Here is a 12,106-nt window from a genome sequence, read left to right as displayed (position 1 = left end):
ATTACTTGCGCTCCTGTGTCAACGTAGATAGATCATCAAGACTTGTCATAGGTTCCATCACAGAGTCTAAACGACGCGCTTTCATCTGCTCTTCAAGGCTATCTTCTTCAACTAGATGTAAGGCATCTGTCGGACAGACTTTTACGCAAGCAGGCCCCTCATCTGAGAAAGCACACAAGTCACATTTCACTGCTATTGCGCGAATACCCGCATTCCATGCAAGGAATGGATTGGTAGTAGGAAGACTTGCGGGCACATCTGCCAGCATCTCTTCAGGCACAAAATGGTCAAACACAGCCGGTAAGTTAACGGGTTTACTGCCTGATGGTGTAATCGCACCAAAAGGACATACCAAACCGCATAACTTACAGCCAATACACAAGCTCTCATTAAGAAAGATCATATTATCTTCATGAGTAATGGCATTGACTGGGCACACACTAGCACAAGGAGCATCCTCACAATGCCGACAAAGCATCGGGGCGGTCTGATCCTCCACTTTTACCACTGTAAGACGCGGATGCGCCTGTAATCCCACAGCTTGGTGTACTTCCGAACAAGCTGCCATACAGGTATTACACCCTATGCATCGTTGTGGCTCTGCAATAACAAAGCGATTCATTCGCCACATCCTCCGAGAAAAACGTTTAACAGCTCACGACTGTCGTTAATTTTTCTCTAGATGAAGCATATTTCATGCCAAGAGCAGTAATATTTTATTTTTGTTAAAAATCAATGCGTTATAAATAAAAATTAATTTACTTGATGACGTGTCGACAATTATGACGTTGACACTTAAGTGGTGGGAAAGAGTGATATGATTGAAAAAGCCTGCAAAAGCAGGCTTACAAAAAAGGGATTAGTCGGTATAAATGCGCTTTTCAACCTCTTTCATGGTCTGTAAGCCACATTGTAAATCATCTGGGGTCGCTTCAGAAAACCCTTGTGTAAAGGTTGCAGATAAATAAGCATCTACCATCATATTGGCTTTAAAGGGAGTAATCAGTAAACCCCCCATGGCTAGCATATTGCAATTATTAATCACTTTACAAAAACGCGCAGTGGTAACACTCTCACAAACCCCGCAATAAACATTTTTATGTTTATTAGCACTAATACTTACTCCCATCCCTGTGCCACAAAAAACAAAACCAATATATTCAGGATGTTCTGAAATAATAGCGCCAACTTTATCACCAACATCACAATAACCAATAGGCCCTGATTCGGTAATATCTTTTATTGTGTAATTTTTTGCTTGTAGATGAGATTTGACGGCATTTTTAAGCTCATAACCTGAAGGATCTGCCCCCATAACAATTATTTTCTGTTCCATATCGCCTCCTAAATAAATTGAGAGTCATGGTCAAAGAAAAGATATCTGATTGATAACCATTAAAACCAAATAAAAATATCTCACTCAATGAGTTGTTACTTATTAAAGTATAGACGATAAATATTTTATTTATATTCAAAAATTTTAAATTTCTCTGTAATCAATTTAGAGAATTTTAAATAACCATCATAATCATAAGGTTTTATTTTTGATGAAAATCAAAAAAAATTAATGACAATAAAATTGTGTTTATAGGATAGAAAAAAATTTTTTTAAAATAATATACTAATCTGATTATGAATTTACACTTAAGAGAATTTACGTATAGAAAAAAGACCAAAAAGCATCAATCTAGTATAAAAAGTGCTAATTATCAGATAAATAAGAACGAAACATAAGAAAAGAAAAAATAAAAGAGATATTTTAGATATAGTATTATATTGGAAATAGTTTCCCTAGTACAAAAAAATAAAAATAAATATCAATAATATTACAGGATTACAGTTTTTATCTATATTCTTCAATATCTCTAAAAGGAAAGGTCAAAATAAATTAAATAAATATTGCTGTGGATTATCTTTACCAAAATAATCAACAACTACATTGTAAAAAAATGGCTATTTTTTACCAATTCCAATCTGGCATTGCTCATGCTGTTTTGGCATAAATAAAGAATGAAATAATATATTGATTTTATATTATATCACTTATCTATATAACGATTTTATAAAACACCGTATTAAAGTAAATTAATCAATTTTTTTAAAGATAATTTGTTATATTTATCAAATTTTTTGCGTATAAAATAAAAATACCACAATCAAGAGAGCATATGTGGTATTTTATATTGGTATAAACGTTCGGGAAAATAATCGCGATGATTATTTTACGCGTGATACATATTCACCAGAACGCGTATCCACTTTAATCACTTCACCGATTTGTACGAACAGAGGTACTTTAACCACAGCGCCAGTGCTTAATGTTGCTGGTTTACCGCCTGTACCCGCAGTATCCCCTTTCAGACCCGGATCGGTATCAACGATTTCTAACTCAACAAAGTTTGGTGGAACAACAGCAATAGGACGATTATCCCACAGTGTAACGATACACTCTGCTTGGTCAATCAACCATTTAGCATTTTCGCCAACCGCTTTTTCGTCTGCAGCTAATTGTTCAAAGGTTTCGTTGTTCATGAAATGCCAGAACTCACCATCGTTGTACAGGTAAGTTAAGTTGATATCCATGACATCTGCACCCTCAGCAGAATCAGTAGATTTGAAGGTTTTTTCCAGTAATTTGTTAGAAATCAGTTTACGCAGACGCACACGAGCAAATGCCTGACCTTTACCTGGTTTCACAAATTCACATTCAGTAATGACGGCTGGCTCGCCATCTAACATGATTTTAAGACCTGAACGAAAATCGTTGGTATTATAAGAAGCCATGAATATCCTCTAACTTTTTTAATTTAAAATGGCATAGCCAAAAATGGCACACATTGTAACTCATAATCACACCACCAGAGAAGTCTGGTTAACACAACTCGCGCAGGCAATCAGTGATCCTGTTGAATTACTCCAACTTTTAGCGCTGGAACATCACGCTGAACTACAACGGGGTGCTCAGGCGAGACGACTTTTTCCTTTACGGGTTCCCCGTGAATTCGTTGCGCGCATGAAAAAAGGCGATCCTAACGATCCATTACTTTTACAAGTATTAACTGCACATGCTGAATTTACCCTAACGCCGGGATTCTCTACGGATCCATTAGATGAGCAACAAAATGCGGTGCCGGGTTTATTACATAAATATCAGAATCGTGCATTGCTTTTGGTCAAAGGTGGTTGCGCTGTCAATTGCCGTTACTGTTTCCGACGCCATTTTCCTTACGAAGATAACAAGGGAAACAAAGCTAACTGGCAAAAGGCAATAGAGTATATCAAAAATAACCCAAAACTCGATGAAATCATCTTTTCGGGTGGCGATCCGCTGATGGCCAAAGATGACGAGCTAGATTGGTTAATTACTCAGCTAGAAGCCATCCCCCACATTAAACGTTTACGTATTCACTCTCGTTTACCTGTGGTGATCCCTGCGCGTATTACTCATAGGTTATGTCAGCGCTTACAGCAGTCACGTTTACAAAATATTATGGTATTGCATATCAATCATGCAAATGAAATTGATGATGCGTTAAGAGAAGCTTGCTTAAAACTAAAAAATGCCCATGTTACGCTATTAAACCAAGGGGTATTACTGCGAGGGGTTAACGACAATGCCCAAACCCTTGCTGATTTAAGTCGTGCACTATTTGACGCAGGCATCATGCCTTATTACCTTCATGTGCTAGATAAAGCACAGGGAGCGGCTCATTTTATGGTACCAGACAGTGAAGCGCGCGAAATAATGAAATCATTAATGAGTCTTGTCTCTGGCTATATGGTTCCTAAACTCACGCGTGAAATTGGAGGAGAGCCAAGCAAAACCTTGCTTGATTTAGGCTTACGACAAGTATAGTGGATAGGAACTTATAAAATAACATTGAATACCGTTATTTGGCCTAGACAATAGGCCTATCCGGTAAAAATAGTAGTACCTCATAAAAAGCAAATAAGAATGATCGCGTTCTTATTTGCCCAATATTACGTTAATGCATATTACTCGACTAAAATCGCTACATCGACACTGCCCGAGTACCTATCTGCGGGAATATTACCATTTGCACAAAGATTAAAATATAACGTTTGATTAAAAACTTTGGGCATAGCATTAACTAATTTATTACTACCGACATAACTTAATGCATCACTGGAATTAGGTTCACAAATAGTATTTTGTTGTTGGCTAGTTAGCGAAGTCACCACATAAGGCAATGCATTACCGCTTTCCTGCGCTTTAGTGCCGGTTAATTCCATTCCCGTATTACTGCCTTTGACTAAGATATTAAACGGTCTTAATGTGATATGTACATTCCCAGCATAGGGACAATCAACATTTATACTGGCAATATTCTCATCAAGTTTAGTCGGTGTAGCAAAATTTTGTGCTATTTGACTACGGTAATTAATCGATGTTGCTGTTTGTGGCGTCACATCGCAGGCTTTTAATGCATGGACTGTTATCTTTGTACTAGAATCTAAAAAATAAGGCCTAGCACCAATTGAAAATCCAGAACTAATAGCTACATTAATTTTCAAAGAATGATCTCTGGCTAGACTATAATTTCCCGGCTCTAACGCACCAATAGCGTAAACTGAATATCCACTAATAGTGCCAATAGAAAGTAACAATACATTTTTTTATTTGCGGGAACGTCATTACTCTTTGCCTTTACATAACAGCATTGCTGATTATCACCTTGTTTAACTTAATAATAATTATAAAAATTATTGACAATTAACGGTCACCATTCTTATTGGGTTTTGTTGTGATACTTCAATCTTTTCAAGCTCTGAATAACTAAATTGACATGAATGTTTGCCCGTATTGTTATTCCAAGTCACCACGACATTCCCATCATTGGGTAACCCACTCATATAAAGAGATTGATAGGCATCGATAATACCGGTATTTACCTGTTTATCTTTTTCATCTGTCAAAGAAGCCATTGCACCAAAAGGTATCGCTATATTTTGCGCTGTTTTTATATCAAAAATAACCTGATAACCCACTTTAGTTTGAAATTGTCTTGCTAAAATAGCCCCTTCGGTTGGATAGACTTTCATTGACGTTTCATTAAGTGTCACATCATCAGGTAATGTGCTGACATTTACGCTAATACTGTTTGTATCATAAGGACTTAATTGAGGGACAATGGCATTACCAAATGTATCTATTTTCACATTTCCATTGATTTCTGCGCCCTTTGCTTTATCTGCGCTCACTATGGCAATACTGTCACCTAACATCCTTGATAATGTCACTCCTTTTGAGTGAAGAACAACACCACCAATAAGGCTACCATTAAAGCTATTTCTATTTTTCCCATAGCTATAACCCCCAGAAAGCGTTCCTTTACTTCCTGAATAACTCATATTCATATTGCCACTATAACTATCTGCCTTGTTATCTGTATTTTGGTAGATACCATAAGAGAGTTGATTATCAAATGCAGAGCCATTTAAACCGGCTTGTTGCGAAGTTCTTCCATCATTGCTATGTGTCAGAAGATAGCTTGCATTCATATTTTGCAAGCCACTTGCATTTGAGAACACACTCAGTGGCATATTCATATTAAAATTAATTTGTCTATTTTCTGGCCATGTATTGTCATCACTTTTTAGGCGAGAAATAGAATAATCTATATTAAATGCAATACCTTTCAGAACAGTGTTATAGCCTAATGTGACACTATTATTAACACGGCTATTCCCCCAATAACGGCTGGTTTCACCACGAAGATACATGGAACCGTATTTTCCTAATGATTGTGAAATTGAGGTTTGAAAACTAGATTTCTGACGTTGGCTTAACCAAGGTGCAATACCTTCTCGCAATTCATAACCTGAGTTATTGTAATCACTAAAGTCATAGTAATCTTTAGTTGAATAACGTAATGCGGTTAAATCAAACGAAGTCCCTGTAGATAATAAACTCTTAGAATAACGAACCCGATATGATTGACCGTGATAAGTTTTATCCAAATTAGCTCTGGCGAGAGTGACGTCCGCAGATAAGGCACCTAATAACCCAAGAGAAACACCAGAACCGATAACACCAGAGGTATAACCATTGGCAATTAATAAACCACCGTATGCAGTAATTGAGTTATTGATACCATAACTAAACGTTCCTAAAGCAAATTTACTTTTTTTGGAATCTGTCGTGATACCACCATCATATTGCCCCGCACTAAACTCATACTCAAATTGCCCTTCACGCAACATGATAGGCAGCGATGAATAGGCTTGTGTATATACACGCTTAGAGCCATCTTCTTCTTCAATGGTTATTTCAAGGTCCCCACCAATACCACCGGCGGAAATATCATTAATAATAAAATTCCCAGGAGCAACAAAAGATTTATAGATAATTTGACCATTTTGACGAATGGTAACGGTTGCATTGCTGTTGGCAAAACCTCTTACCACAGGAGCATATCCACGCATACTACTTGGTAACATTTGTTGGTTAGTGGCTAAAGAAATCCCCTTTATCGGAATACTTGAAAAAATATTCCCTCCAGTGGTAATTTCACCAATTTTCAGCATTGATTTTAAATAAGCGATATTTCGCATTACATAGGTATTACTAAATTCAGAATCACTTGAAGAACGCTGATCTGAACCACTCGAATTATTATAAGAATAATTTGTTCTTAAACGCCAAGGGCCTATATTTACACCACCATTAAGATTCAAGAAAAAGTTGTTATTATGGCTTGAATAATCACCTGTCGTTCTATTTTTAATAAAGTTAGCCATATAATTAAGGATAACAGCACTCACGCCATCATCTAATAATTCTGCGGGAATTTCACCTTGAAAGCTCTTATCCATATTAACTTGGGGAAAAGATGCATTTAATGTTAATTTATTAATATTAAAGGTTAGCCTTGAATTAGGAATATACGCTTCTATATTATCAATTTCTGTATCTTCGGGTAGATCACTTAGCTTACTTATCGCTGAAACATTAACCCCAAATAGCTTCAAATCTTTGATTGTAACAACTGGGACAACTTTACCTTCTTTGTTTGCTTTAAATAAAATTGTCTTTTCACCTAATGGCTCAGTATTAACAAAAACGCTTAAACTATAGTCTCCTGGTGCAATGTAGTCTTCTTTGCTGAAATTACTTAAATCAATATTGTCGTTATTATTTAGTAAAAGATTCGGATCAAAGTAATTATCAGACAATGCGATTTTCGGCATTGCCACAGATAAAACACAAAGATTGATACAAAGAATTTTATGCAACATAGGTTTCATAAACCACCCCAAAGACCACCCATAAATAAGAATTATTGTTAAGTTAATATTCTTTATCTTTTATTATAAAGAAATTTTCATCATTGAATCTCCAACTCAGCTTTCCTTGAACATTTTTAGGTGCTTCAACTGATACTGTAGAGAATGGTTTTACCGTTATTGCTCTACCATCATTTTTTATTTCAACCTCGCCCACTTTTAAATATTCAAAAGTCATATAAAGTGGTGATTTATTATTTATAACTATGTTCTCATTTACCTTTTCAACAATAACATCATCAATAACATCTTTATTTTCCAATGCCATTATTGACTCAGGTCTATAAATTAATTTGAAGAAGAAAGTAGGTGTTATCGTTAGTGACACAGATTTCTTTTCCTCAATTTTACTATCCTTAAGAGGAACTGCTCTAAATGCAATCCAAAATAAGCTTTCTCTGTCTTTTGGTAACGCCATATCATTAGAACCTTCACTAATACGACGAATATTCCAGCTATATTCACTAGAGGGTTCTAAACGATACAAAGGTGGTAAAATCATAAAAGGTGTTCTTTCACGATCTTTATTCACTATAGGTACATTTTTATCATCATCATTAAATAAAATAGAGCTATTAATTAAATAAGCACTATTGTTATTATTTTTTAAAGAGATAGAGATACCTTTTATATCACTTTCCAGATAGATATATCTTTTTACTACAAAAGAAAAACCATTTTTCCCGAAATCTGTTAGATCCACAGTATCGTTTTCTATTTTTTCAACTGCTTTCGATGTGACTGAATAAGATAGAAAAAATAGGCAGAATATGACTATCTGGATAATATTTTTTTTCTACCTCTTAAAAAAGATAACATTTAGTCACTCCACAATTATTTTATTTTCAAATGTATTTGATAATCCACCAAAATCATCAATATATTGCCAACTAACCTGTTTAATTGATTTATCTATAGCTAAATTGAGTGACGAAAATGGCGCAACCATAGGTGCATTTGCTGATTGATAACTTTTGCCATCGAATTTTAAATTTGATACCGTAAAATAATAAGGTGTTGGGTTATTGACTTGCACATTATTACCTACTTTTTTAAAGGTTATCTTCTTAGCATGACTATCTAGTGATGTTATGACTAATTCATTTGGTCGATAAAATCCTTTTATGATAATTTTTGTTACCATATTAATTTTTAGTGATAAATCACCACTATTATTTTGTTGCCCTCTTTTTGTTTCAGGTATCAAATATGCAGTGAAAAAAAAGAGTGATTCCCGATCACTTGGTAATGTATCTAAAGAGCGTGGTAAAATTTTTATAGAAACCGATGACTGAGGCTCTAATCGTTTTAACGGTGGCAATACAATAAAATGCTCATCTTTTTTGCCATCTAAATCAGCCGTTATCATATTTTGAGATAAATAAAGATTATCTGTATCATTATTTATTTGTACACTTTGACTTTTATCTCCCTCAGAAAATATAATGCGACTTTGTGACAAAGATAGCCCTGCATAACTATATGATGCAGAAAAAATAAAACAGCTAAAAAGTAATGAAATCGTTTTTAATATATTCATATTTTAATCAATCAGAAAAAAAGCTAAGCACTACTGTTGCCGTAAAAGGGCCAACCTCTGGAGTACATCCCTCTTTTTGACAACGCAACTTTGCTGTTAATGATTTAGTCGAGCTTTCTGAGGTTATATTATCCCACACAACAGAATCATCAGAAGGTTTAAAAACAGAGCTATTATTTACTTTATATGTTTTACTACCACTGTCGTCTGTAAGTTGAACACCAAATGACCCAGAAACATTGTTATTAAAAAAATCTCGAGTTCCGGTTAAAGTAACACCTTGAGATATATAAACGCTCGTTCCACTTAAAGAACTTGTTGAGCAATTAGTTAACGAGATAGGGATCTGTTGACTAATTTTATTATTTTTTATGTCATTAGCACTAACAGAACTAGCCCCTTCACCACTAGTGAAAGTAATATTATCTGGAACAACAATTTCACACGTTTTAGCGAGAAAAACGACTGAAAAATTATATTTCACTGATTGCGCTGCAACTGAAGCCCAGCTCGTCAATAATAAACAAAGACTAACTATTAATATTGACACTTTTTTTGTCTGCATAATTAATCCTGAATATATTCAAATAAAATAGTCGCCGTTGAATCACCAGGTGTCATTTTATTATTGTTACGTCTAACAAAATCGACGATGTAGTTAATACTTATCGCTGAATTAGAGTGAGAAGAAAAAGATAACTTTTTATTGTTTTCTAGAATTTGGCAACTCGCATTTTCACCTTCAAGACAGCCTTTTACTAAAAAACCGGTTTGGGTCGTATCGCCTTTTCCATAAAAAACCTGATCTGAATATTCAGTATTCGCGCCTGTTTTTACATTAATCGTGATTTTTTTCTCACTATCAGGTTCATACTCTTTACAATCGATAAGATAAGTAAATTGCTTAGTGCCGAGACTCCCTTTAATAGGCGCCTTTATTGGTGTGTCTTCTGCATCACCAATAGTAAAAAACTGTTCAAATGAGACATGTTTACTCAGCTCATTACTATCGCTAAATTCACAAGTGCCACGTGTTACATTAGCAGAAAAGTTGAGAGTACCATTATTTGCGGATTGACAGTTTACTGCATACACCATCATCGCTAACAATACTGTTCTTTTAAAGTTTTTTATTGTAGACACTTTCTCCGCCTAAATCGTTGATAATATGAATATTAACAGCACCTGTTTTATTACTTACCACATAGTTTTTAGAAGAAAATGGTTCTATCATATTATTAATTTTATTTAATTTTATCGTTTCATTTTTAACGGTAATCTTAAAAAGATTAATATAATAAGGCGTAGGGTTCTCAATACTGATCCCATTAGGCGTTGCTTTTACAACTAATTTATCACCGGCTTCTTTTGGGTTTATCGCTAAATTAATAGGGCGATAAAATACCTTGATAATATTTTCCATCGCTATTTTTATCCCATCTTCATTTTTATTTGTTGATGGAATATTTCGCGAGTGGAAGTAATAAAGTGATTCTCTATCTTTAGGAAGATTTGTTGGTATTATTTGAATTTTTATTGTATTTTCACTTTCCGGAGCTAACCTGAAAATGTTTGGAGTAATAACAAACATACCACTCAAAGGTGGTGATGAGGTATCCAGTTTTTCGGTTATAAAGTTAGAGACTAAATAAGGTTGTGCATTATTATTTCTAGCGCTAATAGAGGCTGTATTAGTATCCCCATTAATAATAATACGAGTCTGGCTTAAACCGACACCGGCTTGAACCTGAAATGATAAAAATAATACTCCTAAAACACACAACGAAATATATTGAAAAAAGCGTATTTTGTTTACCATCTGCCTATCACCTTATTGCACTGCAACTTTACTATTGGTAGTAAAACAAAATTATGGAAAAGGAATAAATTCCTTTCCCATAACATACTAATATTAGTTATAAGCAACACTAAAGGTTACTGGAACATTAATATCTTGTGCTTTCAGTGAGTCACCAGTTTCTGTAGCAAATAAACCTGCTTTCATAGGAATAATCAGGTTACCTTCACCTTCTGCTTTTAAGTTTTGCAGTTCTGTTGACTCATTTGGTTTCAGTACTACAGAGTTCATTGCAGTTAACTTGATACCAGCTTGAGTTGCACCAGCGCTAGCAAATAATTGCTCATTACCAACTAGGCCATTACCGCTTGCTAATAATTCAATATTAGATACAGTTACAGCAGGATCTTCACCTTCAGCTGGTTTACCAATCTTAGTACAGTTGTTTAACACTAAGTTGAAATCTTTTTCAGATACAGCTTGGTTAATATTTTGAATATCAGTAGTTGCATAAGTACCTAAATCAACACGATCTTGGCTTGCGCTGATATCACAAGTTGCTGCAACTAAACGTGCAGAAAATGTAACGTCTGCGTTTTTAGCGGCCATAACTTGAGTTGATAAAGAACCCATAAGAAGTGCACCAGCAACCATTACGCCTAATTTATTGAATTTCATATTAACTTCTCTTATAAAATAATCTAAAAATTATCAATATCGTAATAATTTAGACCCAACGTATTGTACTAAGCCAACATGTGATCCTTACTATATAAATGATATTGATCCTTACAACGATTGTTTATAACCCATTAATAAAACTAACTTTACATCAAAAATAACATCATATAATGTTGCATTTCTCAGTATTTATTTTTAGCTCATCAGAAAAATGACAAAAATAAACATTGAAATCACAGAAACATCAAATATATATACTCACTCACTGTATAAAGTAAGCATAATATATTTTTTGAAAAAACAGCGGAGTTATTTAAATCACATAATTAAATCTCACCATATTAAAATATTATTTTAAGCCAAGTTAAAAATTTAATGAGAAATATTAATTCTTAAATCAGTATATTCTCTGAGTTGGGGAAAGTAAAGCAACCACAATAGAAAAAATTACATTTACTTATATATAAATTTACATTATATACATACGATAAAATAAAAAAATAACCTTTAAAAACAAATGGTTATGATTTTAATTTTGTTTTTTTTATTAAAATAACCTTCTGATAAATATTAATTAGATTATCTTTTATTGATTATAAATAAATAATAAAAACCAAACCACTCTAATTTAAATAGTCATATTTTGTTATTTCTTATAATTTATTAATTTACTTTTATGACGCTTATATAAAATATCTTATATAGATAATCTAATTATGATATATTTTTAATTTTATCCATTAAAATTACAATAAAAAAATAATCAGCATCTATACACC

General features: G+C 33.9%; 12 protein-coding genes. 1 reads left to right on the top strand and 11 read right to left on the bottom strand.

Going from position 1 to position 12,106, the window contains the following annotated elements; all coding sequences use genetic code 11:
- Position 1: 1 nt before the first annotated feature.
- The 3 genes from ACYUCW_RS12375 to efp form a co-directional block, all read right to left on the bottom strand.
- Positions 2-622, bottom strand: a complete 621-nt coding sequence (locus ACYUCW_RS12375) for a 4Fe-4S dicluster domain-containing protein (RefSeq protein ID WP_004245695.1) — start codon at positions 620-622, stop codon at positions 2-4.
- A 237-nt stretch (positions 623-859) separates the two neighbouring features.
- Positions 860-1,336 carry an RpiB/LacA/LacB family sugar-phosphate isomerase gene (locus ACYUCW_RS12370; protein ID WP_004249279.1) on the bottom strand — a complete coding sequence of 159 codons (477 nt, stop codon included), beginning with the start codon at positions 1,334-1,336 and terminating at the stop codon, positions 860-862.
- A gap of 881 nt (positions 1,337-2,217) precedes the next feature.
- Entirely contained in the window at positions 2,218-2,784 is a 567-nt protein-coding gene (gene efp / locus ACYUCW_RS12365) for an elongation factor P (RefSeq protein ID WP_004245698.1), read from the bottom strand.
- Positions 2,785-2,827: 43 nt separating this feature from the next.
- On the opposite strand from efp, the gene epmB reads away from it, so the two are divergent.
- Positions 2,828-3,856, top strand: a complete 1,029-nt coding sequence (gene epmB, locus ACYUCW_RS12360; protein ID WP_460408701.1) for an EF-P beta-lysylation protein EpmB — start codon at positions 2,828-2,830, stop codon at positions 3,854-3,856.
- 140 nt (positions 3,857-3,996) lie between these two features.
- Here the strand turns inward: epmB and ACYUCW_RS12355 are convergent, their stop codons facing one another.
- The 8 genes from ACYUCW_RS12355 to ACYUCW_RS12320 form a co-directional block, all read right to left on the bottom strand.
- Entirely contained in the window at positions 3,997-4,629 is a 633-nt protein-coding gene (locus tag ACYUCW_RS12355) for a hypothetical protein (protein ID WP_004249277.1), read from the bottom strand.
- A gap of 96 nt (positions 4,630-4,725) precedes the next feature.
- Positions 4,726-7,269 carry a fimbria/pilus outer membrane usher protein gene (locus ACYUCW_RS12350; protein ID WP_049209835.1) on the bottom strand — a complete coding sequence of 848 codons (2,544 nt, stop codon included), beginning with the start codon at positions 7,267-7,269 and terminating at the stop codon, positions 4,726-4,728.
- A gap of 43 nt (positions 7,270-7,312) precedes the next feature.
- On the bottom strand, positions 7,313-8,011 hold the full coding sequence (locus ACYUCW_RS12345) for a fimbrial biogenesis chaperone (RefSeq protein ID WP_226693047.1): 699 nt from the start codon (positions 8,009-8,011) through the stop codon (positions 7,313-7,315).
- Positions 8,012-8,131: 120 nt separating this feature from the next.
- Positions 8,132-8,848: a fimbrial biogenesis chaperone gene (locus ACYUCW_RS12340; protein ID WP_049209836.1), complete on the bottom strand. Its 717-nt coding sequence runs from the start codon at positions 8,846-8,848 to the stop codon at positions 8,132-8,134.
- Between the two features lie 7 nt (positions 8,849-8,855).
- A complete protein-coding gene (locus ACYUCW_RS12335) occupies positions 8,856-9,413 on the bottom strand; it encodes a fimbrial protein (protein ID WP_004245710.1) in 558 nt (185 codons plus the stop codon).
- A 2-nt stretch (positions 9,414-9,415) separates the two neighbouring features.
- Positions 9,416-9,991 (bottom strand): fimbrial protein, encoded by a 576-nt coding sequence (locus ACYUCW_RS12330; RefSeq protein ID WP_004245711.1) that lies wholly within the window; start codon positions 9,989-9,991, stop codon positions 9,416-9,418.
- The gene (locus ACYUCW_RS12325) at positions 9,969-10,667 is read right to left on the bottom strand and encodes a fimbrial biogenesis chaperone (RefSeq protein WP_004249271.1); all 699 of its coding nucleotides are present in this window, start codon (positions 10,665-10,667) and stop codon (positions 9,969-9,971) included. Before ACYUCW_RS12325 ends, ACYUCW_RS12330 begins: the two co-directional genes overlap by 23 nt.
- Before the next feature lie 93 nt (positions 10,668-10,760).
- Positions 10,761-11,324, bottom strand: a complete 564-nt coding sequence (locus ACYUCW_RS12320) for a fimbrial protein (protein WP_004245713.1) — start codon at positions 11,322-11,324, stop codon at positions 10,761-10,763.
- Positions 11,325-12,106 lie beyond the last annotated feature (782 nt).

The organism is Proteus sp. MB838, assembly GCF_054767435.1.
This window is presented reverse-complemented; position numbering and strand designations above follow the sequence as displayed.

Bases quoted from the DNA above. Each gene is read 5' to 3' on its own strand.
- ACYUCW_RS12320 (WP_004245713.1), bottom strand. From the start codon at position 11,324: ATGAAATTCAATAAATTAGGCGTAATGGTTGCTGGTGCACTTCTTATG.
- ACYUCW_RS12370 (WP_004249279.1), bottom strand. From the start codon at position 1,336: ATGGAACAGAAAATAATTGTTATGGGGGCAGATCCTTCAGGTTATGAG.
- ACYUCW_RS12325 (WP_004249271.1), bottom strand. From the start codon at position 10,667: ATGGTAAACAAAATACGCTTTTTTCAATATATTTCGTTGTGTGTTTTA.
- epmB (WP_460408701.1), top strand. From the start codon at position 2,828: ATGGCACACATTGTAACTCATAATCACACCACCAGAGAAGTCTGGTTA.
- efp (WP_004245698.1), bottom strand. From the start codon at position 2,784: ATGGCTTCTTATAATACCAACGATTTTCGTTCAGGTCTTAAAATCATG.
- ACYUCW_RS12375 (WP_004245695.1), bottom strand. From the start codon at position 622: ATGAATCGCTTTGTTATTGCAGAGCCACAACGATGCATAGGGTGTAAT.
- ACYUCW_RS12335 (WP_004245710.1), bottom strand. From the start codon at position 9,413: ATGCAGACAAAAAAAGTGTCAATATTAATAGTTAGTCTTTGTTTATTA.
- ACYUCW_RS12350 (WP_049209835.1), bottom strand. From the start codon at position 7,269: ATGAAACCTATGTTGCATAAAATTCTTTGTATCAATCTTTGTGTTTTA.
- ACYUCW_RS12340 (WP_049209836.1), bottom strand. From the start codon at position 8,848: ATGAATATATTAAAAACGATTTCATTACTTTTTAGCTGTTTTATTTTT.